This window comes from Enterocloster sp. 210928-DFI.2.20 (genome assembly GCF_020554465.1).
Lineage (GTDB): Bacteria > Bacillota > Clostridia > Lachnospirales > Lachnospiraceae > Enterocloster > Enterocloster bolteae.
The window spans coordinates 1-23,376 of the sequence record NZ_JAJCHK010000053.1; the positions used below are offsets into that span (position 1 = coordinate 1).

Below are 23,376 nucleotides of genomic sequence, written 5' to 3' on the forward strand. Positions count from 1 at the left end.
TCTCAAAAGAGGACCGGGTGGAGGTCACCTTTTCCGATTTCTACCGGCTCATACGGGAAAGCACATCCGCGGAACTGATGAAAAATGCCGTGGACTGCAACGTGCCGCACCGCTACATAAGGGAGATGGTAACGGGAGTGCCGGAGGAGACCGGCATGGAACCGGATGGTGAAGGGGGGAAGGAACATGTGGATACTGACACAGAATAAGGAGCGGCTGCTGACCACGGAATCCATGGATGAGATACGCATTGTAGCCCCGGGTACCGGCCGGCCGGATTACGTGCTCCTGCTTAACCGGAAGACGGACCGGAAGGAGCATGCCTTAGGGTTTTACCGCCGGAAGGAGCGGGCGAAGGAGGTGCTCCAGGCCATCCTGAAGGAACAGTCAAATTACATCTCCTGCACGGGAGGGACGGACCTGGTTACCGGACGTCATCAGCCGGCCTTTGTGGCCATCCCACCCAAGACCTATGTCATGCCGGAGGATGAATAAGGAGGGACGAAGGGATGGAGACAGGAAAGGAAACATCCATGTATACCGTGAGCAACCACGCAAAGGAACGTTATGCCGAGCGGTGCAAGGACCGGGACAGCCGGCTGGAGATAACCGCCTATGTGGCAGAGCACAGCCAACGGATAGAGGAAGAAATCAACCGGATGCTGCGTTACGGGAAACGGGTCTATACGGGCCGGACGGAGGGCGGGAAGGACCGGGTACCCAAGGAGGTATATGTGAACGGCCTGTGGATACTGCTGGCCAATGCCGAGAACCACAACGTCATCACCCTGTACCGGGTGGACCTTGGCTGCGGGCCGGACCTGGACAAACTGTATGTGGAACGGATGGTCCAGCGCCTGGAGGAAGCCCAGGGACGCCTGGAGGAGACAAGGCGTAAAACGGAGGAGCAGAACCGTGCCTACCAGGCCATCCTGCAGGAGGGGGAAGGACAGATACAGGAATACCAGGAGCGCATCCGTCTGCTGAAGGAGATGTGTGAAGGGTACCAGGCAGTCATGCGCAGCAGCCGGGCCGGCTTGGCCCGGGCCGCGGACGAGGTGGAGGCCATCGTCAACACGCTGATAGGAAAAAAGAAGTTTTAAGGGAGGGCCTATGGAACCAACACAAGCCCGGATAGAGCTGGTCCGGGAGGACGGGACCATCCGGATGGGCGGGACGGACGTGAGCATGGAGGACATGGCCCGGATGCTGGGGGTGTTCGCCGCCATCGTGGCAGCGGAGGCAGTAAAACGCGGAATGGGCGTGGAGGAAGTCAAGGACGCCATGCTGGACATCTTCCTGGCGGCCACGGCCCGCCTGGATGAGGAGCATGCCCAGGACATCCGGGAGGGACATACCTGGGATATGGGATAAGAAGGAGGAAGCAATGGAATACAAGCGCATTACAAGCAAGGGCGGGGTCAACATCCCCGTGAAACTCAGGCGGTCCATGGGGATGGAACCCAGGGACGCCATTGAGCTGGAGGTCAATGACAGGAACGAGCTGGTCATCCGGGCCTACCAGGCCCGCTGCATCTACTGCGGCAGCGGGGAAATCCATCTTAAGAAAAATGGCAAAGGGGTCTGCCGTGCCTGCGCAGACCAGCTGGTGGATGAATACGTGAAGCAGAAACGGAAGGAGCTTGCATGATGGATTTGGGACTGGTAAATGATAAGGAGCTGGTGGACCTGGCCGTGGCGGCCATGAAGGTGGCTGAGGATGCCAAGTCCGCCCTGGAGAAATACAAGGCGGAAATCCAGAACCGGGGACTGTCGGTCTTAAAGGACCGGAATAACCAGTACTGCCGCATGTACGGGACGGATGGCAGCTATGTGGCCGTGTCGGAGCCGAAGGAGATAGACATCCTCAACATGCCCCGGTTAAAACAGGCCATCGGTGAGGATGTGTGCACAGGGCTGGTGACGGAGACCACGAAGACCACCTATACCCTGGACAGGAAGCTGCAGAAGGCCCTGAAGGCCATTGCCGCCAACGATTATACCTTTGAGTACACATTAGAGGATTACCTGAAGGAGATGAGCGTACCGGTGAGCGAGGGCCAGAGGGAGGTGCTGGCCCGGAGGCTGAAGGGGGACTACAAGGAGGATAAGAAGACACTGCTGTCCGTCCTGGGGTATCTGGGCAAGGGGACCACGGAGGAGGCCGCGGAGGCCGCCGCCCCCAACCTGGACATGGACCTGTACTACATATCAAAGATTAAAAACGCAGAACTGATACAGGCCATCCTGCCGGATGAGGGGATTGACTGGAGCATGGATGAAATCAAGCGGTCCCTGATTGTGACATCCAAGCTGAAGCTGGAAATTGCCTATGAAAGGGAGGACAAGTGATGAAAGCAGACGAAAAGAGACAGGCCGTGGCCAGGAAGTATGACGAGCTCATCGGAAGGAACCACTACAGCCAGCCGCTGCGGGACTACTGCTACCGGAAACACAGTGATGGGAACTATTACAGCGACTGCTCCAGCTCCATCTGTTATGCATACAAGGAAGCTGGATATGGTTTCGGCATCCTGAACACAGCCGGCATCTACCAGTCCGCGCGGCTGGTGACGGTGGACGTCCCCATCCGGGACGGCCAGGTGCGGGACATCGGCCTGCTGCGGGTAGGTGACATGCTGGAGTTTGCCGGGACGGACGAGAGCCGGCCGCAGACCATCGGCCATGTGGAGATGGTGCATACGCTGGACGGGGAGGATACCATCATCTGCGGGCACGGAAGCGGCCGCCCATCCTATAAGAACATGGTATCCTACTGTACCCAGCGCCAGAACACGAAGACATCCACCAAACGCGGGAACAAGGGACTGGTGTGCGTCCGGCGCTATCTGCTGGATGACGTGGTCCCGGAGGAGCCGGCCAGGAAATCCGGCTGGCAGGAAGAGGACGGCGTCTGGCGGTTTTACCTGGGGGATACAGGCCAATGTGTCCGTAACGCCTGGTACCTGGACGTGGATGGCCGCTGGTACTGGTTTGACGGGGCCGGCCGCATGGTCAGGGACACCTGGTACCAGTACCAGGGGGACTGGTACTATCTGGGAAGTGATGGTGCCATGGTAAAGGGACAGCAGACCATAGATGGGAAATGGTACCTGATGGACGGAGCCGGCGGCATGGTCACGGAGCCGGTCATACTGACCCCGGATGCGGACGGCGCACTTAAGTGGGAAGGCCTGGCGGAATAAGAGGAGGGGATACGGATGCGCAGGGAGCTGATGGAGGAGCTGGAAGCGGATACCACCCTGGAGGATATCGCGGAGCCGTACCGCCTGGTGGTGGAAATGATAGGTTTAAAGAACGTGCTGAAGCTGTCCCGGTATTTCATGGGGGACAAGATATACCTGCCCAAGGCGGAGCGCATCCTGGCCCCGGCGCGGAACCGCCGGATACGGCGGGAATACAATGGCCGGAACGCCAAGGAACTGGCCAAGGAGTACGACCTGACCACCAACCAGATATTACAGATTGTACGGGACCTGGACCCGACACAAATCAGCCTGTTTGAGTTCCTGGACGGGGAATCCGGAGAGGCTGGAAAAAGATGAGTTGTCCAAAATGCTTGGGCTAACAATATGTTTCCAGATGGATTATCCTATGGACATGACGAAAGTCATGTCCTGTTTTTTTGTCCCAGGACAGACAGAACGAGCGAGGAGGAATGGGAAATGGAGAACGTATTACAGACCTTGGCGGGGCAGTATACCCAGCAGCTGGCCCTCATGATGGCAGCCATTGCGGTGGCGGCCTTTACGGTCAGCGTCATCACGGAGGTAACCAAGGAAATCGGCTTTTTGGGGAGGATACCCACGGCCGTGCAGGTGATTGTGCTGTCGGTCATCCTATGCCAGCTGGTTTACTGGTGGTATGTGACCGGCACGGAGGCCGCGGCCGCCTGGTGGGGACCGGTCCTGGCCCTGGTAGTGGCCTTTTATGTGGCCTTCCTGGCCATGTACGGCTGGGAGAAGCTGGCACAGCTGTGGGCAAGATACAGACATCCGGGAGGAAGCGCATGAACGATGCAGTCACAATCGGCATGGCAGCCACTGCGGTGGGGACGGTCCTCTGGTTCCTGGTAAAGATGATGATTGATGACTTCAAGCGGTCCGTAAGCGGTGTCGGGAGCAAGCTGGACAGCACCATTGCCAGGTTTGACGAGCGGGTCACCAAGCTGGAGGACAAGCAGGAGGCGGACATCAAGGCGGTACAGAAGGAGCTGAGCTCCATCAAGGGTGATTTTGCCACGACCTTCGTGCTGCGGGAGGATTTCTTCCGGAGCATGAACGGGGTGGAGGACAAGATGCGGTCCATGGACAGCAAGCTGGACCGGTTACTGGTAAGACAGGGAGGCAAAGCGGATGGATGATAGGGAGCTGGCTGAAATCCAGCACAACAAGGCAGTCAGGGGCTATATCATACGGTCCCTGGTAAAAGGATATAACAACACGGCGCTGACCAGGCAGCTGTCCAACTCCATGATAGCGGCGGGATTAATCGTATCCCCGGACATCACCAAATACCTGGATTACCTGAAGGACGCCGGATACATTGAGTTCACGAACCTGAAGGTGACCGCCTACAATGCATACGCCAAGGACGCCGTGATACGGCTGACCAAGGCCGGTGTGGACCTGGCGGAGGGCACCATAGAGGACGCGGGAGTGGATGTCTGATGGGAAGGACGAGGAAGAAGAACCGCATATCCTCCAAGATTGACGAACTGCCGTCTGAAATCAAAGGACAGGTGGACGTGATGCTTTCCGATACATCCAACAGTTACCAGGACGTCAGCGGCTGGCTGAAGGAAAAGGGATATGAAATCAGCAAAAGCAGCGTGGGGCGGTATGCGGTCCGGAGCAACACGGCCGCCCAGCGCTTACTGGAGGCCCAGTCCCGGACCGAGGCCCTGGTAAATGTGGTCCGAAAGAACCCGGATGCGGATTATACCGAGGCGGGCCTGATGCTGATGATGGATGGTCTGATTAACCGCCTGGCAACAGCGGAGGATGAGTTTGACTACCTGCCATTAGACAAGGTGGGACGGCTGATTGCATCCCTGAGCCGGACCAAGGTCTATAAGGATAAGGTCCGCCAGGACATGAAGGATAAGGCGGACCTGGCCTTTAAGGAAATGGAGGAGGAAATCATGAAGACCATCAAGTCAGACCCGGAGCTGAAGGTAAGACTGAAGGAAATCCTGACCCGTGCAAAGGAGCTGATGCTGCATGATTGATATCAACGAATACCTGGAGCGCCTGGACGAAGAGGAAGGCCGGGAGGAACAGGAACGGGAAGCCTATCAGCGGGAGCTGTTTGAGGCCTATGTCCTGCGCCGGACGGACCATGAGCCGGAGCGCCGGGAACTGATGCGGTTGTACCGGGACGGGCATCCCCTGACGGGTTCGAGAGGGCTCAGAAAGCGCCTGGCGGCCATCGACCTGGGATATTTTGGGCGGGCCTATTTAAAACACTACTTTGTCCGCAAATCCCCAGCCTTCCATGAAGAACTGGACACGGTCTGGACCAAGGGTGTGCTGAAGGGGCGCAATCCATACCAGGAAGCAGCCGTCATCTCGCGGCTGGACGGGAGCCGGAACGTGGTGGCAGCGCCGAGAGGCCATGCAAAGTCCACCAACTTTACATTTAAGGATTCCCTGCACGCGGCCTTGTACCGGTACAAGCATTACATCATCATCCTGTCCGATTCGTCCGACCAGGCCGAAGGGTTCTTAACGGACATCAAGACAGAACTGGAGGAAAACCGGGACATCCAGGAGGACTTCGGCCGGCAGCAGGGAAAGGTGTGGAAGGGGAATGTCATCCTGACGGCCCAGGACATCAAGATTGAGGCCATCGGCTCCGGAAAGAAGATACGGGGCCGCCGGCACCGGGCCTGGAGGCCGGACCTGATTGTCCTGGACGATGTGGAGAATGACGAGAACGTCAACACGGCGGAGCAGCGCCGGAAGCTGGAATCCTGGTTCAAGAAGGCGGTATCCAAAGCCGGGGATACCTATACGGATATCATGTACATCGGTACGGTGCTCCATTACGATTCCCTGCTCAGCGGAGTATTGAAGAATCCGGAGTATGATTCCCGAACCTATCAGGCCGTGCTGTCCTTTGCAAAGCGGGAGGAACTGTGGGAGCGCTGGATAGAGATTTATACCAACCTGTTTGACGATAAGCACAAGGAACACGCCCGGGAATTTTACGAGGCAAACGAGGCGGAAATGCTGATAGGAACCCAGGTCCTGTGGCCGGAGAAGATGGATTATTACAAACTGATGGTCATCCGCATTTCAGACGGAGAGGCGGCCTTTAACAGCGAATTGCAGAACAATCCCATCGACCCGGATAATGCGGCCTTCAACCCGGAGTGGTTTGATTACTACGAGGAGGAGCTGGTGGACTTTACGGACAGCCGATACCTCTTTGTCGGGTCCAATGACCCGTCCCTGGGGAAGAACAAAAAGGCGGACACGTCCTCCATCATCAACCTGGCCCTGGACCAGTACACCGGATACATGTATGTGGAGGCGGCCAGCGTGGAACGCAGGAAGCCGGATGTCATCATCCAGGACGTGTTTGAGATGTCAAGGCGCCTGAAGCGCGATTACCATAAGGGGTTCTTCCGGTTCGGGGTGGAGACGGTGCAGTTCCAGTACTTCTTCAAGGAAGTCATGGCGCAGCTGTCGGCAGAACTGGGGGAGTACATCCCCATCGAGGAAATCCAGTCCACTGCCAACAAGATGCTGCGCATCCAGTCCCTGCAGCCCTACATTAAAAACGGGTATATCAAGTTTAACCGGAAGCATAAGACGCTGCTTAAGCAGCTGGAGGAGTTCCCGATGGGCAGGAATGATGATGCCCCGGACGGCCTTCAGATGGCCGTGGCCCTGGCGGTGGCGGTGAAGTCCATGGCGAAGAAGACAGACTATAAGTCCGTGTTAAGGCGGGCCATGCGGTTTGGGGAGGGGGCATACTGATGGCAAAGAAGAATAAGAAGGGATTACCACCGGAAATGGCAAAAGGCGGGGGGCCCATCATGGCAGCGGTTGCCATCCGGGATGTGAACGATAAATTCAGCAGCTACCCGTCTGACGGCCTGACACCGGTAAAGCTGGCCCGGATATTCAAGGAGGCGGACGCCGGGGACCCCTTCCGGCAGATGGAGCTGTTCGAGGAGATGGAAAGCAAGGACACCCATCTGTTCTCCCAGCTGCAGACCCGCAAGCTTGCGGTGACGGGCCTGGACTGGGAGGTGCAGCCCTTTTCGCAGGACGGAACAGACCAGGAGATAGCGGCTTTCGTGGAGGAACAGCTGAAGGAGCTGGACGGGTTCAGCGACAACCTCATGGACATCCTGGATGCCATCGGAAAGGGCATCAGTTTCCAGGAAATCGAGTGGGAATACCGGGACGGCCATGTGGTGGTGGGGAACATTGAGTACGTCCACCAGAAAAAGTTTTATTATGATACCCTGACCGATGCGCTCATGCTCCGGACGGAGGCGTTCCCGGGAGGGATACCCCTTCCGGAAAACAAGTTCATCGTCCACCGTTACAAGGCGCGTTCGGGCCACCCTTCCCGGTATGGCGTCCTGCGGGTGGTGGCCTGGATGTACCTGTTTAAAAACTATGACCTGAAGGACTGGGTCAGTTTCTGCGAGGTCTACGGGATGCCCCTGCGGCTGGGGACCTATGACGCAACGGCCAGTGAAAAGGATAAGGCAGCCCTGATGGATGCCATCGTAAGGATGGGGACGGATGCCGCGGGTATCGTGCCGTCCGGGACTGACATCAAGTTTATTGAATCCAACAAGCAGTCCAGCGTGGATATCTATGAAAGGCTGGCCCGGTTCTGTGATGAACAGATGAGCAAGGCCATCGTGGGGCAGACCCTGACATCGGATTCCGGCGGTTCCTACGCCCAGTCCAAGACCCATAACGATGTGAGGAAGGACCTGACGGAGGCGGACTGCAAGGCGGTGATGGAGACGGTGCGCCGGGACCTCATCCGGCCGCTGGTGGAGTTCAACTTCGGCATCCGGGCCCATGTACCGTACTTCGTCCTGAACGCCACCGATACGGATGACCTGAAGGAAACCGCGGAAATCGTGAACACCCTGGCGGCCACCGGTCTGGAAATCCCTAAGAGCTGGCTGTACAAGAAGTTCAATATCCCGGCCCCGGAAAAGGGGGAGGAAACCATTGGGAAGGCCCCGGCAGCTCCCGGGATGCAGGGGATGGGGCAGCCTGGCACCGGCATGTTCCAGGGCCTCAGACTGAAGGCCGATGGAAAGGAAGCAGACGGCCAGCGGGTGCTGGACCGCCTGGAGGAGGCGGCCGTGAAGCAGTCCAGTGCCTTTTTCCGGCAGATGATGTCACCGGTCCTGGAGCTAGTGGAGCACTGCGACAGCCTGGAAGGCCTGCAGGAGCAGCTGAAGGACGAGGAGGCCCTGCGGCAGTTATACAATGCCATGAAGGTGAAGGATTTTGACCAGCTGGTGGAGCAGGTCATGTATGTATCAAACATGTTGGGGCGGATGCAGGATGGATGAGCAGATATTAAAGGAACTGAAGGAAGGGACGGAGCCGGAGGTGTTCGGTGAAGCTTTAGCGTTCCTGGAACAGAAGGGGGTCATCCGGTATGAGGACTTCAGGAAACTGAAGGAATGGTACCGCCCCCTGGCATTTTCGGTTGCCGGTTATACGGAGCTTGAGGTCCTGAACCAGTTCCTGGAGGAACTGAAAAGGGCCATAGAGGAAGGGACCACGAAGGCACGATTCCAGGAAAACATGGACCGTTTCCTGGAGGAGAGGGGCTATGACGGCCTGACGCCTTATCATGCGGACCGTATCTTCCGTCAGAACATGCTTACAGCCTACAGCGTAGGCCATTACCAGCAGATGACGGACCCGGATGTGATGGGACGGCGGAGGTACTGGCAGTACCAGACGGCCGGGGACGGGCACGTGAGGGAAAGCCACGCGGCCATGGACGGACGGGTATTCCCAGCGGATTCCCCGGTGTGGGATATCTGGTATCCGCCCAACGGATTCGGCTGCCGGTGTATGGTTGTCTCCAGGACGGAGGAGCAGGTAAGGCGTATGGGGCTTACCGTGGAGCAGGCCCTGCCGGATACGTCCAATATGGCCACAGGAGAGACGGAGGCGCTGCTGCCGGACCCGAAGTTCCGGACGAACCCGGCGAAGGCGGAGTGGAAGCCGGACCTGGCTGCATTCCCACCGGTCTTAAGGAGGCTGTACCAGGAACAGCAGAAGGCGCGTAAGGCCAATCCGGACCGTCCGGCGGGGAATTCCAGCCCCGGATAAATTTAACGCGTCAAAACGCGTCAATGGCGCGTTAAAACGCAAAACAGAAAGGCGCATGGGATGAAGAAGACAGAATTAACGGTCCGGCCCCTGTCGGGAATCGACCTGAGCGGGGTGCCGGAGGTCATCCGGGTGCTGCCCAAAGGGCATGTGAGCAGCACAAAGGGAGACTTTGAGGTGGATGACCGGGATATTGCCGGAATCATCCGGCAGTTCAAGGCACGCCGGCTGGACCTGGTGATTGATTATGAGCACCAGACCCTGAGTGACGTGCAGGCCCCGGCGGCCGGCTGGATAAAGGACCTGTATCCGGGTGAGGATGCCCTGATGGCCCGGGTGGAGTGGACCAAAAAGGGGCGGGAGTATATCGCCAACAAGGAATACCGCTACCTGTCCCCGGTGGTACTGGTTAAAAAGGCAGACCAGCACGCGGCGGTGTTCCACAGCGCGGCGCTGACCAATACCCCGGCCATCACCGGTATGTTTGCAATCATAAATTCCGATGCATTGAGCATTGAGGAAGAGGAGGAACCAAGAATGGAATTAAGTGCACTGATTGAACTTCTGGGGCTGGAGGAAGGGACGGCAGAAGAGGACGTCCTGAAGCGGATTAAGGAGCTTACACAGCAGGCAGCGGAGGAAGGACAGGGGGGCCAGGAAGGAAAGGAGGGCCCGGCAAAGGAAGGGACACAGCTGGTAGCCAACAAGACCGTGCTGGACCTGTTAGGCCTTCCGGAAGATGCAAGGACAGAGGATGTGACGGCAAGAATCATGGCATTCAAGGCCGGTGACTCTGCCCTGCAGCGGCGGGTGGCGGAGCTTGAAAAGCAGGCGGCCAGCCAGAAAGCGGAGGAACTGGTGGGCCTGGCCATGAAGGATGGGAAGCTGTCCCCGGCCCAGAAGGAATGGGCGGTCGCGTACGCCCTGTCCGACCCCAAGGGCTTTGCCAAATTTGTGGAGAAGGCCCCGGTGGTGGTCCCCATGGGAAAGACCGCCTTTGCGGCGGATGAACGGAAACAGGACGGGGTTGACTGGAGGATTTTAAAGAACCAGGGCGTGACCGAGGAGGATTTAAAGAAGTATGGAGGTATGGAAGATGATACGGACGGGGAATGAGAAGTTAGACCCTAATACGCTGGTGCTGCCGGTGGCAGCCGGCGCGGCCATCACGGAGGCCACCATGGTGGCCCTTGGGACGGACGGATATGCGGTGCCGGCCTCGAAGGCGGCCAACCTCACGGTGGCCGGGGTGGCCCTGGAGCCGGCGGATAACCGGAACGGGGAGGCCGGGGACATCCGGGTGAAGGTGCGCCGCGGGGCATTCGTGATGGAGAATTCCGCCACCCCGGGGAGCCAGGCAAAGGCAACGGATATCTTAAGGACCTGCTATCTGGAGGATGCGGTCACCATCAGCATGGCCTCCACGGGAAGCAGCCCGGCCGGAACGGTGCTGGCGGTAGAAGCGGACGGGGTGACGGTGTGGTTCAACCAGCCGGCCATGCCGGCCGCGGAGTAAGCAAGCATAAGAATGAGGAGGAAACAGCCATGATTATTAACCAGGCGAACATCCGGAGCATGTCCATCGGATACAGCGTGATTTTCAACAAGGCCCTGGCGGAAACGCCAACGACCTACCAGCAGATAGCAACCACAGTACCCAGCACCACCCGGGACCAGTCCTATAACTGGCTGGGGCAGATGCCGCAGATGCGGGAATGGATTGGGGACCGTGAAATCCAGAACCTGAGTGCCTATGATTATGTCATCAAGAACAAGAAGTTTGAGATGACCATTGCGGTCCCGCGGGATGACATTGAGGATGATACCTACGGCGTATACAACCCGATGTTCCAGAACCTTGGCGAGTGTGCAGCACGTCATCCCAATGAACAGTGCTACGGTGCACTCATGGCCGGGTTTAAAAACGCGTGTTATGATGGTAAGCCCTTTTTCAGTGCGGACCACCCGGTAGAAAAGAAAAAGGTATCCAACCTGGGCACCAGGAAGTTATCCATGGAGGCCTACAAGGCGGGACGTACCGCCATCATGAGCCTGGTGGGGGACAAGGGCAAGAGCCTGGGCCTGGTGCCGGACCTGTTAGTGGTATCCCCGGCCAATGAGGAGATGGGACGGCAGATACTGGAAGCGGAGTTCATAAACGGCAGCTCCAATGTGTACAAGGGGACAGCAAAACTTCTGGTGGAGCCGGAACTGGCAGCCCAGGAGGACGCGTGGTATCTCCTGTGCACCAGGAGGTCCCTGAAACCCATCATCTACCAGGAGCGCAAGAAGATAAAGCTGGTCAGTAAGACGGCGGATAATGATGACAATGTATTCATGCGGGACGAATTTCTGTACGGCGCGGACGGGCGCAATAACGTAGGCTACGGTTTCTGGCAGATGGCTTATGGCAGCACAGGGGAATCAAGCTAAGGGAAGAGAAGGAGACAGACATGGCATACTGTGAAGCGGGGGACGTCATGGACATGCTGAAAGAGGATGCCATGAACCCTATTATCGGCGACCGGTACATTGAGGACCCGGAAAAACGCCGGGAGATGCTGGAACCCCTGGCCCGTGAGGCTATAGGGGATGCAGATGCGGAGATAGACGGGTACCTGATGAAGCGGTACCCGGTCCCCATGTCCCCCGTGCCGGCGGTCATCCGGAAGTACTCAAAGGACATCGCGGTCTATAACCTGATTTCACGGGCGGGAATCGATGAAGGGGAACGGGAGAACAACTACCTGACGCGGTATAAGAACGCCATCGCGTTCTTAACAAAGGTGGCAAAAGGTGAGACCGACATCGTGAAGGAAGGCACGGACCCGTCAAAAGCAGCAGCGGAGGGATTCCGGATATCATCCAGCCCAAGGCTGTTTTCCAGGGCAACCATGAGGGGGCTTTAAGATGCGGATGACCACAACCCTGTCCGGGGATTTCCCGGAGCTCCAGAAAAAGCTGGCGGGCCTGTCGGGCATAAACCGGTCCGCACTGATGAAGGACGTGGCGGAGGGGCTGCGGTCCACCACCATGGACCGGTTCCGGAGCAGGAAAAGCCCGGAGGGGAAGCCCTGGCCTGTCTCCCTGCGGGAACAGGAGGGACAGGGCATCACGCTGACCCAGACCACCCGCCTGAAGCAGTCCATCCGGGCCATCGCGGATTCCACCGGAGCGGCGGTGGGGACCAATACCATTTACGCGGCCACGCACCAGTACGGGGATGAGAGGACCATCCGGGCCAAGAAGGCAAAGTACCTGAGGTTCCGGTACAAGGGTGTGTGGGTCACGGCAAAGAGGGTGACCATCCATATCCCTGCAAGGCCATTTTTAGGGATTTCAGATGAGGACCTGCAGGAAATCCGAAGCGAAGTGGAATACGCAGTCAGGAGGGCCTGATGAGACGGGAAAAGGAATACCTGAAGGAATGCCTTGAAAAGGCAGGAATCAAAAATGAAGTGATTACCACCTGGAAACGGCTGCAGCTGAAGACGGACAGCCATGTGGGAGCGGTGCTGCGGGAAGGCCAGACCATCACGCGAGACGGCTCAAAACGCAACTATGAAGACCAAAACGGGGTTCGGTGCGTGCGGACCAAGGTCTATGCCGTGGACACCCGCTTCAAGGTGGTCATCGGGGAATATTCGGAGGAGGCCTGTGAGGCCATCTTCCTGGCGTTCTTAGAAGCGCTGGGACAAGGAATCCGTCTGGATGGAAACTATGTGGACATTGAACTGGGAGAGGTGGAGTGGGTCGATAAGGAGGACAGCATCCTGAAGGCCAACATCGCATGCCAGATACCGGTCACCTTCCACGGGGGCATTTACCGGGATGACAAAAAGAAAGCGGCATCGGTCGGAGGAATCCGGCCGGCCTGAGAAAGGGAAAGGAAAAAGGCAATGGCAAAGGAAGAAAAGGGGACGGGCGCGGAGACCGCAGCAGAACCGGCTGTGCCTGTCCATGAGACCATAGAACACTGGTACAACGTGCACGGCACGGGTCCGGCCGTCTACGCCGGCACCCTGTGCCTGAAGGGCTGGAGGCCCGGGAAACAGGTGACGGAGCAGGAATACCTGGAAGCCGTCACTGCATTTAAGGAGGGACCCATGGCAGGAACGGGAGGAACAAGATGAGCTTGAGGGACGTGACATTTGTTGTGGAGGACGGGAGCCTGGGCAATTCCGGAAGCACCGGGACCGGGGTCCACGTAAAGATTGGGGCTTCCCCGGTTGAGACAACGGTCCCCATCCTGATTACAGGGAGCATGAAACCGGAGCAGATGAAGGAAAAGCTGGGGCTCAGCCCCCTGGCGGACGCCTGCATTGACAGCGTTGAGAACGGGGCATCCCGGATTTACTGCGTGCCGGTCCGTCCGGAGACCGCAGGTACCAACGGGGAGGTTGCCCACAGCGGGACGGGGGGAGGGACCGTAAGCGTAAGCGGGACACCGAACAACGCATATGATATCATCCTGAAGATAACGGAGGACGGACCGCCCAATACGGCAGCCTTCTGCTGCTCCGTCAATGGCGGATACAGCTACGAAGCGGAGGAGACCATCCCGCTCAGCGGGAAGAAGGAGCTTGCCGGTACCGGAATCACCCTTACATTTGCGGAAGAATTCAAGGCAGGGGATACCTACCGGTTTTCAACCACGGCCCCGGCCGTGAGCAACAGCGCGGTCCTAAAGGCGGTGGAAAGCCTGTATAACAGTGACCTGGACTTTGAGTTCATCCATGTGGCCGGGACATCCGCGAAAGCACTCTGGGCCTCCCTGGCTGCCAGTGCGGAACTGTTCCTGTCCCTGTACAGACGCCCTGTGTTCTTCCTGTGTGAGGCACGTAATAAAGGGGCGGAGGAAAGCCTGGATGAATATACCGCCGCGCTGAAGGCGGAGGCCAAGGGGATAGACAGCTATTACGTCCAGGTGTGCAGCGCCTGGTCCCAGTACACACGCTGGGACGGCCGGGAGCAGTGCATCAACAACGCCGGGATTGTGGCGGGGCTGTACGGGATAGCCGGCGTGGCCCAGTCCATAGGCCGCGTGGATACCTTTTCCATCTCGGAGGCCAAGATGACCCGGCTCATGCCGGAGGGCATTGAGGACCATATCAGCGAGCTGGATGACGCCGGCTACCTGACCTGGCGTAAGTACTACGGCATTGACGGATGCTATGTAAACAACGCGCGTGTGCTGTGCCGCGAGGGCAGCGATTACCGGTATGCGGAGCATGTGCGCGTACTGAACAAGATGATACGGGAAATCTACAAGCGGGCTGTCAACATGGTGCAGATGGATATCAGCGCCTCCGATGACATGGAGACGGATATCAACAACATCCTGGAGACCCTGAACATCCCCCTGGAAGACATGGCGGAGGCCGGGGAACTGTCAAGCGGTTCCGTGTCCATTGAGGACCTGGAGCATGTGAACATCCTGCAGGATGAGCGCCTGGACCTGGTGATATCCTTTGTGCCGAGGGGGTATGTCCGGGAATTCCGGTTCAGCCTGGCCATGGAGAACCCATACAGGAATTAGGAGGGACTGGGAAATGGTCAACGGAAAGGTATACAGCTGGGAGGACATCACCATCAATGTCCCGGGGCTGGAGGAAATCGCCATCACGGAGATATCCTATGACTTTGAGCAGGAAGCGGAGCTCATTTACCGCAGGGGAGGCGCACCATGCGGCTATGGGACCGGAAACAAGAAGAATACGGTGAAGGTGGTCATGGGGCGTGAGGATTACAACGTGCTGTTAGCCTGGTGCAAACGGAAGGGAAAGACCCTGTCCCGCCTGCTGCTTGACAAGATAACCGTATCCTATGCCAATGAGGACCAGGATACGGTGACGGATGTCTTAAACAAGGTCATCCTTAACAAGCACAGCTTTTCCGCAAAGCAGGGGGATAAGGAGAACACGGTATCCCTGGACGGTTTTGCCTGCCGTGGCGGGAAGTTAAACGGCGTGAATTTCTAATTATAAGAAAGAGGAGAAAGAAATGGAAGCAAAGGAACTGAGAGAGCAGCTAAAGGGGACGGATGAGAAGTATTACGAGGTGACCGTCACCCTCCAGGTGGATGACGAGACGGAGGAGGACAAGACCTATTTCTTCCGTAAACCCAAAACCCCATCCTACGACCGGTACTTAAAGACGGTCCAGACCTCAAACAGCAAGGCCCTGACGGCATTCTGCCTGGATAACATCCATCCGGACCAGCGGGAGACGCTGGAGGCGGACTTTAAGGAGTACCCGGCCATGGCATTGTCGGTTGGGGAGAAGCTGCTGGCCATGCTTGGCCTGTCAAAGGCGACCGCAGTAAAAAAGTTATAGAGGATGCGCAGGGGGAACTGGAGGCGGACTTCGTGGGGACCAGCCGGCTGCTCATCCATATGTACCTGCCTTCCGGCATGATACCGGGAGAACTGGACGGGATGGACGCGGATGACTTCATCCGTCTGGCGGGCCTGGCCAGGTGCGCACGCCGCTGGCGGCAGGATGACCTGGAACAGGGATTCACCCGGGCACTGGGAAACCTGTTCCAGGAATAAAAAAGCCCCAGTCATAGAAAGACCGGGGGCTTGCCTGTCAGCCTGGAGCGGTAAAAACGCCATGCGTTGTGGAAATCCCGTCCCATGGAGAAGGGCCGCCTGTCCTTGGGGAGATGGGCACAGGCCCACCACAGATAGGGACCACAGAACAGGAGATATGCGGTGACAAGGACGGCCATGACCACAAGGTACAGTGACAGGCTGACGGCCAGTATGAGTGCCATTATGAGCCAGAGCCCATGGAACATACAAGCGCCTCCTTTCCAAACACATCTTTATACCATCATCATAACATAAGCGAGCCCGTGACACAAGGAGGAACGAACCATGGGGATGGAATCTGTTTATAAGCTGAGCGTGGTACTGAACATGGTGGACCAGCTGACCGCCCCCATGGGGAGGGCGTCCCAGAACCTGGGTTCCCGCCTGTCGGGCCTGCAGTCCGGTTTTGGGATGGCGGCCCTGGCCGGAGGTGGGATGACGGCGGCGGGCGTGGGAATCACAAACGGGATGATGAAGATTGCCGGTTCCACCTTCGAGACCCAGGATGCCCTGGCAGAGCTTAAGTCGCTGGGAATCACAGACCTGAAAGCGGTGGAGGATGCGGCCAGACAGTTTTCAGACACCTGGGCCGGGACCACAAAGGCTGATTTCATCACAGCCGCCTATGACATCAAATCGGGCATCGCGTCCCTGACGGACGAAGGGGTGGCGCAGTTCACGGAGCTGGCCGGCCTGACGGCCAAGGCCACCAAGTCCACGACCGGGGAGATGACCTCCCTGTTTGCGACCGGGTATGGCATTTATAAAGGGTATTACTCAGAACTGTCAGACCTGGAATTCGGGGAGATGTTTGCGGGCGGTATTGCGACCGCTGTCAAGGCGTATAAGACCAGCGGCTCGGAGATGGCCTCGGCCATCAGCGCCCTGGGAGGGACCGCCACATCGGCCAATGTGCCGTTGGAGGAGCAGCTGTCCGTGCTGGGCATGCTGCAGGCCACCATGTCGGGCAGCGAGGCAGCCACCAAATATAAGGCGTTATTAAATGCCGCCACCGGGGCGGGTGAGAAGCTGGGGCTCAACTTCCTGGACGCTGACAAGCAGCTCAGGAGCCTGCCGGAAATCCTGGGAATCCTGAAAAGCAAGTATGGGGATACCATTGATGCGGTGGAGAAGAAAAAGATAAAAGAGGCCTTCGGCTCGGACGAGGCGGTGGCCGTCATCGACCTCCTGTACGGGAAGACAGGCGAACTGCAGACGGGCATCCTGGATATGTATGATGCACTGGGAGGAGGAAGCAGCGCCGCCCAGGAGATGGCAACGGCCATCAACGCAACGGAATCCCAGAAGTATACGGTGTTAAAACAGCGGTTACACAACGTGACGGAGGAGCTGGGGGTGAACCTGCTGCCGACCGTGAATGACTGGATTGGGAAGGCAGGGCAGGCCGTGGGGAAGGCGTCCGAATGGATTGCGGAGAACCAGGGGCTTGCATCCGGCATCCTGAACGCGGTCCTGTTCCTCGGGATGTTCCTGACCGTGACGGGGAGCGTGACCTCCATCATCGGCATCTTCGGGACGGCGATAACACGGACCATCGGCATGGTGGGCGGCTTAAAAAGCGGCTTTGAGACCCTGCGGATTTACGGGATGTACGCCGCGGATGGAATCAAGGCCATGGGGGCCGGCCTGCTCAACATGGTCCGGCAGGGGATTGCTTCGGCAGCTGCGGCCCTTCCGGGCCTGATATCCAGTGTGTGGGGCTTCACAACAGCCCTGTTAGCCAATCCGGTGACCTGGATTGTCATCGGGATTGCGGCCCTGACGGCCGGGCTTATCCTGCTCTGGAAGAACTGGGATAAGGTATCCGCCTTCATCCAGAACGTCTGGAATGCCTGTGTGGAGAAAGTACGGGCGGGCCTGCAGGCCATGAAGGACTTCTTCTTCAACATTGGCGGCGCGATTGTCTCCACGGTATCAAATGTGTTCAACCGGGTCCGCGGGGCTGTCAGCAGCCGGATGGAGGCGGTCCGGAACGTGATGGGCAACGTGATGGGGGCTGCGGTCGGGACTGTCAGACAGAAGCTGGACAACATGAAAAATGCCTATGAACAGAATGGCGGGGGCATACGTGGGATTGCGGCTGCTGCGGTAGAGGGCGTCAAGGGCTACTATACGGCAGGTTTTGATTTCCTGAATACATTGACGGGAGGAAAGATGAACGGCATCAAGGAGCTGTGGAGCCAGGGCCTGGCAAAGGTCCGTGGTGTGGTGGACGGGGCAGTAGGTCTGTTCAAACAGTCCGGCACCAAGATAATGGAGACCTTTACCGAAGGAATCCGTTCCGCCGTGAACAAGCCGGTGGAGGCGGTGAAGGGGGCCCTGTCCAGAATCCGGCAGATGCTGCCCTTTTCCGATGCGAAGGAGGGACCCCTGTCCCAGCTTACCCTGTCCGGCCGGCGTGTGTTTGAGACCATCCATACCGGCATGAGCCAGACGGCCTCCCTGCCGGCGGATACGGCGAGGGACGCATTCCAGGCACTGAGTGATGAAAACCAGGAAGGAGGCGCGGCTTTTGCCAGGCTGTTGACCGGAGGGAAGGAAGAAAGGAAACCGTCCGGCCAGGGAAACATATGGAGCCAGAGGCAGCAGGGAGGCGGGACCGTCATCCAACGCCTGGAGCTGCATGTGTCCCTGGAACGGCTGAAGGACCTGCCGCTCTTATTCAAGCTGATTGACGACATCAAGGAAAAGACCAACGGGAACGTATCGGTCACGCCTGCATAGAAAGCGGCTGGGAGGAAGGAAGAATGCTGTACATAAAGGATACATCCATGCTGGTGGCGGGGGTGGCCGTCCCGGGCCTCGTAAAGAAGCTGGAGATAACCGGGGCCGCCGTGATTGACGCGGTGACGGATGACAATAACGTGACCCTGGGCTACCAGCCCAATGGGTACGAACCGCTGAAGATGAATGTGGACCTGCTGCTGGAACCCAGTGCCGGGGAAAGCGTTGAGGGCATGGTGCAGACCATCCAGCTGCTGTTCAAGCCGCCGGGGCAGACGGCTGCCATACCGCTGCCGGTGGTGAACAGCCAGGCCGCAGCCTGCGGTCTGAACCTGGTGTATTTTAAAGGAATCGACCTGTCCAAGAAGACGGAAAACAGTTATGGGGAGGCAGCGCTGGAATTCTGGGAGTGCCTGCCGGTCACCGTGCAGACCAAGGCGGCGGGAAGCGGGAAAAACGCATCCTCCGGCAGCAAGGCAGGGACGTCACAGGCCCAGGGAATCAGTACCGGCTACCAGGAATACCTGAACACACAGAGAGGCCAGGCCCCCAGGATTAAGGATAAGACATCGGAGAGCCCGGCCCGGGATACATAGGAGGTAGCATGGCAGAACGGAAACTGATTACGCCACGGTTCCGGATAACCGTTGGGGACCAGGTATTCACGCAGGGAATCCGTGTGGAATGCCATTCCAGCCGGAGGGAGCAGTGCAGCTGGGCCACCTTGGAATATGACCCCGGTTATGCCGGGCTCCTGGACCTTGCATCCATGGCCCCGGCCCAGGTGGAACTGGGCTATGACGGGGATTATGACACGCTCTTAACCGGATACATGGCGGACGGCCAGGCATTGGGGCCTTACCGGATACTGGACGATACACTGTTCCTGAAACGGACCTACGTAAAGGAGACCTTCCTGGACTGCTGTCCGCAGGATATCATCCGGTTCGGCCTTGGAAGGGCCGGGATTGCGGATTACCGCCTGTCCGATACCATGTACCCCAAAAAGGATGTGGTCCCGGTCCCGCGCATGAATGTGGCGGAGCTTATCCAGGAGGTGGGCCGGGTCTGGGGTCTGGAGGCATCCTTTTATTTCCGGTCCGGCCGGTTTTTCTGGGGGACCGGGGAAGAGCAGACGCTTATCTATGTACTGGAGGAAGGGAAGAACATCCTTTCCTTCAACCAATGGAACGGCGGTAACGAAATCAAGACCATCGGGGTCCCGTGGATTCACCAGGGAGAGCGTATCCGGATAAGACACCGGAAGTTTGACGGGGAGGCCCTTGTGACCTCGGTCCGGGTGAAGGCGGATGAAACGGGAAGCGTGAGGATGTATGTATCATTTTAGCTGGAAGGAAGGGGATTCAAAATGGCCGGTTTTCTTGACGAATTTGTCAAACTGACGGTGAATGAGACCATAGGGACAGACTATCCGCATATACGCCATCCGGCCCTGTACCAGGCAAAGGTGATGGAAGGGACCGTGAAGGATGGGGCATCGTATGTGACGCTGCGGCTGCTGAAGGAAAACGGGGAGACGGATGAAGCCTTTCCCGCGATTCCTTATATAAGGACGGAGCAGGTCCTGAAGAAAGGGGATGTAGTGGCAGTCGGGCTTTTATATGGGCAGTGCCGGCCGTACATCCTGGGGAGATGCTTATGATACTGACGGAAACGGACCTGATGTTAGACGATACCGGGCAGCCGGTCCCCCTGGCATCGGGAGAGGAAGCACTGGCGGGCGGCCTGGACTGTTTCCTGCAGGACATCCGCCTGGAGGCCCTGACCATGGAGGGGGAATGTTTTTTTGATTCCGATTACGGATGGTCGCTGTTGGATTTCTGCCACCGGGAGATAGGCGAACTGGAGGAGCTGCAGATAAAGAACCGGGTCACGGAAAAGTTAAGGAAGCGGGATGAAATCAACCCGCACAGTATTGGGGTTGGCGTGTCCCGGATGGGGGATGATATAGTGAACATCCATGTGGGATTTAAGATTGCAAATGAGGATGTGTCCTATCAGATGGACCTGGAACTGGACGGGGCGGAGGTGAAACTCGTTGATTGATGAAAGCATTCTGGATGAAATCATACCGGTCCCTGATGCCGATACAAAGATGCAGGAGCTGAAGGAGGAGCTGGCGGCGGAAGGGTTTACCATCACCAAGTGGGGCAGCGGAGGCGTCTTTTACTGGCTGACACGTATCTGCGTGCAGATACACATCGAGCTGCTCCGTCTGGCGCGGACCATCCTGAACAACCAGTTCCTGCGGCATGCGGAAGGCAGGTGGCTGGAACTGAAGGCGGCGGACTTTTCCAAGTTCCGGAAGGCGGCGACCCGGACCCAGGGATATGTGACCCTTGTCAGGTCCGATTACGGGCAGGCCCTGACCGTGACGAAGGGACATATGTTCAAGACGGCCCCGGACATCAACGGGGATGAGCTGGTCTACTACACGTTAGAGGATACGGTGATACAGGCCGGCCAGGCGGAGGGCAGCGTGCTGGTGGAGGCGGAAGCGGCCGGAGCGCGCTACAATGTGAGTGAGGACCAGATAAGGGTAAGCATGATATACCTGGAGGGCGTGTCGCAGGTCACGAACCGGCAGGGATGGATATATTCCGAGGGGGCAGATGAAGAGAGCGAAGCCGGCTTACGCAGCCGGACCCTGTCCAGCTGGGAGGAACTGTCCACCAATACCACATCGGCCAAGCTGAAGGCAGCCGTGGAGGCCATCCCGGGTGTGATGTGCGCCTACATTGATGACCAGCATCCAAGGGGGCAGGGAACGGTGGATGTGATTGTGGTGGGGACGGCGGGGGAAGCCAGCGAGGAGCTGGTGCGCAAGGCCCAGGCGGCGGCGGACCAGCTGAAGGATAATTACGAGGACTACCTGGCAAAGTCCGGAACCATCACCTATCAGGATGTGGACATCACCCTGTACCTCAAACAGGGGGCAGGGGTGACGGATGTGGAGGAAACGGCCCGGTCCCTGATAGCGGGGGCCATGTCCCTGTCCAACCGGACGGACTTCAACTTATTCTTACAGGATGATATCCGGTATGTGCTCCGCCAGAGCATACCGGACTACCGTAAGACCGTATTCACGGCCCCCGCAGTGGACGTGGAGCTGCCGGCCGGGAATGTGGTCATGCTGGGGAGTATCACGGTCAAGGTAAGGAACACATAGGAGGGACGCCATGCTGGAGACATTCGGGGAATATATGTATTATCTGCTGTCCACGCCCTTCAAACAGGCAAGGAAGGCCAGGAACCAGTGGTATATCTATTTCAAAGTGACCGGGCGGCTGTTCGATGAAAACAAGACCATGCTCCGGCGGGCACGGGAGGAAGGCATGGTAAGGACAGCCAGCCCACGGATGCTTCCGGAGCATGGCCTGGACCGGAAACTGACGCGCTATGAGGGCGAAACCTGGGAAAACTTCCGGGTACGGCTGATGATGTATGCAGACACCTGCCGGCTTGGCGGGACGGAGGTGGGCACGCTCCAGGCGGTGCGGTCCCTGGGCTTTACCGATGTGGAGATGGTGCCGGCGTATGAACTGGAGGGCAGCCGGGAGCACTGGGCGGAATTTTATGTCATCCTGTCCCGGGATATAGATGATTCCTTTGACCTCGGCCATGATATCATCCGCCGGGAGGTACGGCGGGTAAAGAAGGTAAGCGGGCTGGACCGTTACCGTTTCCTGTACCGGATTCAGGACGCAGGACTGGAAGAATGCATCCGCCCCCATGACATCCTGATACGGGCGGAGATGCGCTGGTATAACAATAACATCCTGAACGGGGAGCACGACAACGATGGAAGCATCCATCATGACAATGTGATTGGAAACCACCTGCCCTACCTGCACATACGCAGCCGGATGGAGGAGGATGAGGAGGGAAGGCTGACATGTACAACCTGGCATCACTGGAGAATCCATGATGGGAGCACGTACAATGATGGAGCCAAACATATGGATGCACAAGTCATAGAGGAGGAAATCTGATGGCAAGTACAACGATAACCAAGTTGAGTAAGAATAAGATACTGAAGGCCAGGGCGGGCATCAAGGCATTGCCGGCAGTCACACAGATGGCATTTGGGAACGGCGCGGACGGGACGCCATCAGAGGATGATAACACCTTGAAAAACGAGCTGTTACGGAAGGACCTGAGCAGCATCGAGCAGGTGACGGACACCAACTTCCGGTATATCTGTACCTTATCCAGGGAGGAACTGGCCAACACGTCCATCAATGAGATGGCATTGTGTGATGCGGAGGGTGACCTGGTGATGATACGCACCTGTTCGGACAAGAACAAGGATGATGACGAGGAGATGACCTTTGCGTTTGACGATATCTTTTAGGAGGCAGGGAAGATGGCGAATTTTGAGATAAATGAAGAACAGGCGGCGCTCATCCGGGAGTTGAGAAAGCTGGAAACCTCAGACCCGGTCCACGCGGATGTATACAATGCCCTGTTCGGGAAGCTGATTAACAATGATGCATTCCTGGAGCGGCTGGCAAACAAGATGATAGAAAAAAGCATGTTGTGCCATGTGCTGGACAGCGTCAACACACAGCAGGTCCTGGCAGCGGATGTGGGACCCAAAATCACGAAGATAACAGACGGGCTGCAAAAAAGTATTAGTGGGCTCAATACGGATTTAA

At 57.7% G+C, this 23,376-nt stretch carries 35 protein-coding genes and 1 pseudogene; 35 read left to right on the top strand and 1 reads right to left on the bottom strand.

Going from position 1 to position 23,376, the window contains the following annotated elements; translation table 11 throughout:
* The 26 genes from LI015_RS26460 to LI015_RS26585 form a co-directional block, all read left to right on the top strand.
* Window positions 1-209 (top strand): hypothetical protein (locus LI015_RS26460; RefSeq protein ID WP_227126671.1); only part of this gene is annotated, 209 nt, incomplete at its 5' end.
* Window positions 187-495 (top strand): hypothetical protein, encoded by a 309-nt coding sequence (locus LI015_RS26465; protein WP_002596413.1) that lies wholly within the window; start codon window positions 187-189, stop codon window positions 493-495. The genes LI015_RS26460 and LI015_RS26465, both read left to right, overlap by 23 nt.
* A gap of 14 nt (window positions 496-509) precedes the next feature.
* Window positions 510-1,103, top strand: coding sequence for a hypothetical protein (locus tag LI015_RS26470; protein WP_002593011.1), 594 nt, complete (start codon window positions 510-512; stop codon window positions 1,101-1,103).
* A gap of 10 nt (window positions 1,104-1,113) precedes the next feature.
* Window positions 1,114-1,374: a hypothetical protein gene (locus tag LI015_RS26475; RefSeq protein ID WP_002593012.1), complete on the top strand. Its 261-nt coding sequence runs from the start codon at window positions 1,114-1,116 to the stop codon at window positions 1,372-1,374.
* 13 nt (window positions 1,375-1,387) lie between these two features.
* Window positions 1,388-1,651, top strand: a complete 264-nt coding sequence (locus tag LI015_RS26480) for an AbrB/MazE/SpoVT family DNA-binding domain-containing protein (protein ID WP_002596414.1) — start codon at window positions 1,388-1,390, stop codon at window positions 1,649-1,651.
* Entirely contained in the window at window positions 1,648-2,352 is a 705-nt protein-coding gene (locus LI015_RS26485) for a hypothetical protein (RefSeq protein WP_007868056.1), read from the top strand. Before LI015_RS26480 ends, LI015_RS26485 begins: the two co-directional genes overlap by 4 nt.
* Complete coding sequence (locus LI015_RS26490) at window positions 2,352-3,206, top strand: N-acetylmuramoyl-L-alanine amidase family protein (RefSeq protein WP_002596415.1); 855 nt, start codon at window positions 2,352-2,354, stop codon at window positions 3,204-3,206. The genes LI015_RS26485 and LI015_RS26490 overlap by 1 nt, the downstream gene beginning before the upstream one ends.
* 15 nt (window positions 3,207-3,221) lie before the next feature.
* Window positions 3,222-3,566, top strand: coding sequence for a Mor transcription activator family protein (locus LI015_RS26495; protein WP_002593016.1), 345 nt, complete (start codon window positions 3,222-3,224; stop codon window positions 3,564-3,566).
* Between the two features lie 120 nt (window positions 3,567-3,686).
* Complete coding sequence (locus tag LI015_RS26500; RefSeq protein ID WP_002593017.1) at window positions 3,687-4,034, top strand: hypothetical protein; 348 nt, start codon at window positions 3,687-3,689, stop codon at window positions 4,032-4,034.
* Window positions 4,031-4,384, top strand: a complete 354-nt coding sequence (locus tag LI015_RS26505; RefSeq protein WP_002593018.1) for a hypothetical protein — start codon at window positions 4,031-4,033, stop codon at window positions 4,382-4,384. Before LI015_RS26500 ends, LI015_RS26505 begins: the two co-directional genes overlap by 4 nt.
* Entirely contained in the window at window positions 4,377-4,691 is a 315-nt protein-coding gene (locus LI015_RS26510; protein ID WP_002593019.1) for a hypothetical protein, read from the top strand. The genes LI015_RS26505 and LI015_RS26510 overlap by 8 nt, the downstream gene beginning before the upstream one ends.
* Window positions 4,691-5,251: a phage protein Gp27 family protein gene (locus LI015_RS26515; RefSeq protein ID WP_002596417.1), complete on the top strand. Its 561-nt coding sequence runs from the start codon at window positions 4,691-4,693 to the stop codon at window positions 5,249-5,251. Before LI015_RS26510 ends, LI015_RS26515 begins: the two co-directional genes overlap by 1 nt.
* Window positions 5,244-7,007 (top strand): phage terminase large subunit, encoded by a 1,764-nt coding sequence (gene terL / locus LI015_RS26520; RefSeq protein WP_227126672.1) that lies wholly within the window; start codon window positions 5,244-5,246, stop codon window positions 7,005-7,007. Before LI015_RS26515 ends, terL begins: the two co-directional genes overlap by 8 nt.
* Window positions 7,007-8,581 carry a DUF935 domain-containing protein gene (locus tag LI015_RS26525; protein WP_002593022.1) on the top strand — a complete coding sequence of 525 codons (1,575 nt, stop codon included), beginning with the start codon at window positions 7,007-7,009 and terminating at the stop codon, window positions 8,579-8,581. The genes terL and LI015_RS26525 overlap by 1 nt, the downstream gene beginning before the upstream one ends.
* Window positions 8,544-9,356 carry a phage head morphogenesis protein gene (locus LI015_RS26530; RefSeq protein ID WP_227126673.1) on the top strand — a complete coding sequence of 271 codons (813 nt, stop codon included), beginning with the start codon at window positions 8,544-8,546 and terminating at the stop codon, window positions 9,354-9,356. The genes LI015_RS26525 and LI015_RS26530 overlap by 38 nt, the downstream gene beginning before the upstream one ends.
* Window positions 9,357-9,416: 60 nt before the next feature.
* A complete protein-coding gene (locus LI015_RS26535; RefSeq protein WP_007868044.1) occupies window positions 9,417-10,472 on the top strand; it encodes a phage protease in 1,056 nt (351 codons plus the stop codon).
* Window positions 10,438-10,872, top strand: coding sequence for a hypothetical protein (locus LI015_RS26540; protein WP_227126674.1), 435 nt, complete (start codon window positions 10,438-10,440; stop codon window positions 10,870-10,872). Before LI015_RS26535 ends, LI015_RS26540 begins: the two co-directional genes overlap by 35 nt.
* Before the next feature lie 29 nt (window positions 10,873-10,901).
* A complete protein-coding gene (locus LI015_RS26545) occupies window positions 10,902-11,789 on the top strand; it encodes a Mu-like prophage major head subunit gpT family protein (RefSeq protein WP_002594540.1) in 888 nt (295 codons plus the stop codon).
* Window positions 11,790-11,809: 20 nt separating this feature from the next.
* Window positions 11,810-12,265 (top strand): gp436 family protein, encoded by a 456-nt coding sequence (locus tag LI015_RS26550; RefSeq protein WP_008718591.1) that lies wholly within the window; start codon window positions 11,810-11,812, stop codon window positions 12,263-12,265.
* Between the two features lies 1 nt (window position 12,266).
* Window positions 12,267-12,755, top strand: coding sequence for a phage virion morphogenesis protein (locus LI015_RS26555; protein ID WP_002594541.1), 489 nt, complete (start codon window positions 12,267-12,269; stop codon window positions 12,753-12,755).
* The gene (locus LI015_RS26560; protein ID WP_002594542.1) at window positions 12,755-13,234 is read left to right on the top strand and encodes a hypothetical protein; all 480 of its coding nucleotides are present in this window, start codon (window positions 12,755-12,757) and stop codon (window positions 13,232-13,234) included. Before LI015_RS26555 ends, LI015_RS26560 begins: the two co-directional genes overlap by 1 nt.
* 21 nt (window positions 13,235-13,255) lie before the next feature.
* On the top strand, window positions 13,256-13,489 hold the full coding sequence (locus tag LI015_RS26565) for a hypothetical protein (RefSeq protein WP_002594543.1): 234 nt from the start codon (window positions 13,256-13,258) through the stop codon (window positions 13,487-13,489).
* Entirely contained in the window at window positions 13,486-14,895 is a 1,410-nt protein-coding gene (locus tag LI015_RS26570; protein WP_002593030.1) for a DUF2586 domain-containing protein, read from the top strand. The genes LI015_RS26565 and LI015_RS26570 overlap by 4 nt, the downstream gene beginning before the upstream one ends.
* A 13-nt stretch (window positions 14,896-14,908) precedes the next feature.
* Window positions 14,909-15,337, top strand: coding sequence for a hypothetical protein (locus tag LI015_RS26575; protein ID WP_002584815.1), 429 nt, complete (start codon window positions 14,909-14,911; stop codon window positions 15,335-15,337).
* A gap of 22 nt (window positions 15,338-15,359) precedes the next feature.
* Window positions 15,360-15,692, top strand: a complete 333-nt coding sequence (locus LI015_RS26580; protein ID WP_002593031.1) for a DUF6848 family protein — start codon at window positions 15,360-15,362, stop codon at window positions 15,690-15,692.
* 32 nt (window positions 15,693-15,724) lie between these two features.
* Window positions 15,725-15,910: a hypothetical protein gene (locus LI015_RS26585; protein ID WP_002593032.1), complete on the top strand. Its 186-nt coding sequence runs from the start codon at window positions 15,725-15,727 to the stop codon at window positions 15,908-15,910.
* Between the two features lie 11 nt (window positions 15,911-15,921).
* On the opposite strand, the gene LI015_RS26590 is transcribed toward LI015_RS26585, so the two are convergent.
* The gene (locus LI015_RS26590) at window positions 15,922-16,158 is read right to left on the bottom strand and encodes a hypothetical protein (RefSeq protein ID WP_002572712.1); all 237 of its coding nucleotides are present in this window, start codon (window positions 16,156-16,158) and stop codon (window positions 15,922-15,924) included.
* 79 nt (window positions 16,159-16,237) lie between these two features.
* On the opposite strand from LI015_RS26590, the gene LI015_RS26595 reads away from it, so the two are divergent.
* The 9 genes and pseudogenes from LI015_RS26595 to LI015_RS26635 all read left to right on the top strand — a co-directional run.
* Complete coding sequence (locus LI015_RS26595; protein ID WP_007868014.1) at window positions 16,238-18,697, top strand: phage tail tape measure protein; 2,460 nt, start codon at window positions 16,238-16,240, stop codon at window positions 18,695-18,697.
* Window positions 18,698-18,720: 23 nt separating this feature from the next.
* On the top strand, window positions 18,721-19,293 hold the full coding sequence (locus LI015_RS26600; protein ID WP_002593034.1) for a hypothetical protein: 573 nt from the start codon (window positions 18,721-18,723) through the stop codon (window positions 19,291-19,293).
* Between the two features lie 8 nt (window positions 19,294-19,301).
* Window positions 19,302-20,045, top strand: coding sequence for a hypothetical protein (locus LI015_RS26605; RefSeq protein ID WP_002593035.1), 744 nt, complete (start codon window positions 19,302-19,304; stop codon window positions 20,043-20,045).
* A 21-nt stretch (window positions 20,046-20,066) separates the two neighbouring features.
* Entirely contained in the window at window positions 20,067-20,360 is a 294-nt protein-coding gene (locus tag LI015_RS26610) for a hypothetical protein (RefSeq protein ID WP_007868010.1), read from the top strand.
* The gene (locus tag LI015_RS26615; protein ID WP_002593036.1) at window positions 20,357-20,764 is read left to right on the top strand and encodes a hypothetical protein; all 408 of its coding nucleotides are present in this window, start codon (window positions 20,357-20,359) and stop codon (window positions 20,762-20,764) included. The genes LI015_RS26610 and LI015_RS26615 overlap by 4 nt, the downstream gene beginning before the upstream one ends.
* Complete coding sequence (locus LI015_RS26620) at window positions 20,757-21,887, top strand: baseplate J/gp47 family protein (RefSeq protein WP_002593037.1); 1,131 nt, start codon at window positions 20,757-20,759, stop codon at window positions 21,885-21,887. Before LI015_RS26615 ends, LI015_RS26620 begins: the two co-directional genes overlap by 8 nt.
* Before the next feature lie 10 nt (window positions 21,888-21,897).
* Window positions 21,898-22,710: a hypothetical protein gene (locus LI015_RS26625; protein WP_002593038.1), complete on the top strand. Its 813-nt coding sequence runs from the start codon at window positions 21,898-21,900 to the stop codon at window positions 22,708-22,710.
* Window positions 22,710-23,072 carry a phage tail-collar fiber domain-containing protein gene (locus tag LI015_RS26630; RefSeq protein WP_002593039.1) on the top strand — a complete coding sequence of 121 codons (363 nt, stop codon included), beginning with the start codon at window positions 22,710-22,712 and terminating at the stop codon, window positions 23,070-23,072. Before LI015_RS26625 ends, LI015_RS26630 begins: the two co-directional genes overlap by 1 nt.
* A gap of 12 nt (window positions 23,073-23,084) precedes the next feature.
* Window positions 23,085-23,376 (top strand): annotated as a pseudogene (locus tag LI015_RS26635) (hypothetical protein); the annotation flags it as partial.

Excerpts from the sequence above, each read along its gene's own strand:
- LI015_RS26555 (WP_002594541.1), top strand. The coding sequence starts at position 12,267 with ATGCGGATGACCACAACCCTGTCCGGGGATTTCCCGGAGCTCCAGAAA.
- LI015_RS26530 (WP_227126673.1), top strand. The coding sequence starts at position 8,544 with ATGTATCAAACATGTTGGGGCGGATGCAGGATGGATGAGCAGATATTA.
- LI015_RS26490 (WP_002596415.1), top strand. The coding sequence starts at position 2,352 with ATGAAAGCAGACGAAAAGAGACAGGCCGTGGCCAGGAAGTATGACGAG.
- LI015_RS26480 (WP_002596414.1), top strand. The coding sequence starts at position 1,388 with ATGGAATACAAGCGCATTACAAGCAAGGGCGGGGTCAACATCCCCGTG.
- LI015_RS26535 (WP_007868044.1), top strand. The coding sequence starts at position 9,417 with ATGAAGAAGACAGAATTAACGGTCCGGCCCCTGTCGGGAATCGACCTG.
- LI015_RS26515 (WP_002596417.1), top strand. The coding sequence starts at position 4,691 with ATGGGAAGGACGAGGAAGAAGAACCGCATATCCTCCAAGATTGACGAA.
- LI015_RS26630 (WP_002593039.1), top strand. The coding sequence starts at position 22,710 with ATGGCAAGTACAACGATAACCAAGTTGAGTAAGAATAAGATACTGAAG.
- LI015_RS26570 (WP_002593030.1), top strand. The coding sequence starts at position 13,486 with ATGAGCTTGAGGGACGTGACATTTGTTGTGGAGGACGGGAGCCTGGGC.
- LI015_RS26550 (WP_008718591.1), top strand. The coding sequence starts at position 11,810 with ATGGCATACTGTGAAGCGGGGGACGTCATGGACATGCTGAAAGAGGAT.
- LI015_RS26605 (WP_002593035.1), top strand. The coding sequence starts at position 19,302 with ATGGCAGAACGGAAACTGATTACGCCACGGTTCCGGATAACCGTTGGG.
- LI015_RS26615 (WP_002593036.1), top strand. The coding sequence starts at position 20,357 with ATGATACTGACGGAAACGGACCTGATGTTAGACGATACCGGGCAGCCG.
- LI015_RS26625 (WP_002593038.1), top strand. The coding sequence starts at position 21,898 with ATGCTGGAGACATTCGGGGAATATATGTATTATCTGCTGTCCACGCCC.
- LI015_RS26565 (WP_002594543.1), top strand. The coding sequence starts at position 13,256 with ATGGCAAAGGAAGAAAAGGGGACGGGCGCGGAGACCGCAGCAGAACCG.
- LI015_RS26485 (WP_007868056.1), top strand. The coding sequence starts at position 1,648 with ATGATGGATTTGGGACTGGTAAATGATAAGGAGCTGGTGGACCTGGCC.
- LI015_RS26560 (WP_002594542.1), top strand. The coding sequence starts at position 12,755 with ATGAGACGGGAAAAGGAATACCTGAAGGAATGCCTTGAAAAGGCAGGA.
- LI015_RS26495 (WP_002593016.1), top strand. The coding sequence starts at position 3,222 with ATGCGCAGGGAGCTGATGGAGGAGCTGGAAGCGGATACCACCCTGGAG.
- LI015_RS26610 (WP_007868010.1), top strand. The coding sequence starts at position 20,067 with ATGGCCGGTTTTCTTGACGAATTTGTCAAACTGACGGTGAATGAGACC.
- LI015_RS26595 (WP_007868014.1), top strand. The coding sequence starts at position 16,238 with ATGGGGATGGAATCTGTTTATAAGCTGAGCGTGGTACTGAACATGGTG.
- LI015_RS26505 (WP_002593018.1), top strand. The coding sequence starts at position 4,031 with ATGAACGATGCAGTCACAATCGGCATGGCAGCCACTGCGGTGGGGACG.
- LI015_RS26590 (WP_002572712.1), bottom strand. The coding sequence starts at position 16,158 with ATGTTCCATGGGCTCTGGCTCATAATGGCACTCATACTGGCCGTCAGC.
- LI015_RS26500 (WP_002593017.1), top strand. The coding sequence starts at position 3,687 with ATGGAGAACGTATTACAGACCTTGGCGGGGCAGTATACCCAGCAGCTG.
- LI015_RS26575 (WP_002584815.1), top strand. The coding sequence starts at position 14,909 with ATGGTCAACGGAAAGGTATACAGCTGGGAGGACATCACCATCAATGTC.
- LI015_RS26545 (WP_002594540.1), top strand. The coding sequence starts at position 10,902 with ATGATTATTAACCAGGCGAACATCCGGAGCATGTCCATCGGATACAGC.
- terL (WP_227126672.1), top strand. The coding sequence starts at position 5,244 with ATGATTGATATCAACGAATACCTGGAGCGCCTGGACGAAGAGGAAGGC.
- LI015_RS26470 (WP_002593011.1), top strand. The coding sequence starts at position 510 with ATGGAGACAGGAAAGGAAACATCCATGTATACCGTGAGCAACCACGCA.
- LI015_RS26510 (WP_002593019.1), top strand. The coding sequence starts at position 4,377 with ATGGATGATAGGGAGCTGGCTGAAATCCAGCACAACAAGGCAGTCAGG.
- LI015_RS26540 (WP_227126674.1), top strand. The coding sequence starts at position 10,438 with ATGGAGGTATGGAAGATGATACGGACGGGGAATGAGAAGTTAGACCCT.
- LI015_RS26600 (WP_002593034.1), top strand. The coding sequence starts at position 18,721 with ATGCTGTACATAAAGGATACATCCATGCTGGTGGCGGGGGTGGCCGTC.
- LI015_RS26475 (WP_002593012.1), top strand. The coding sequence starts at position 1,114 with ATGGAACCAACACAAGCCCGGATAGAGCTGGTCCGGGAGGACGGGACC.
- LI015_RS26580 (WP_002593031.1), top strand. The coding sequence starts at position 15,360 with ATGGAAGCAAAGGAACTGAGAGAGCAGCTAAAGGGGACGGATGAGAAG.
- LI015_RS26465 (WP_002596413.1), top strand. The coding sequence starts at position 187 with ATGTGGATACTGACACAGAATAAGGAGCGGCTGCTGACCACGGAATCC.
- LI015_RS26525 (WP_002593022.1), top strand. The coding sequence starts at position 7,007 with ATGGCAAAGAAGAATAAGAAGGGATTACCACCGGAAATGGCAAAAGGC.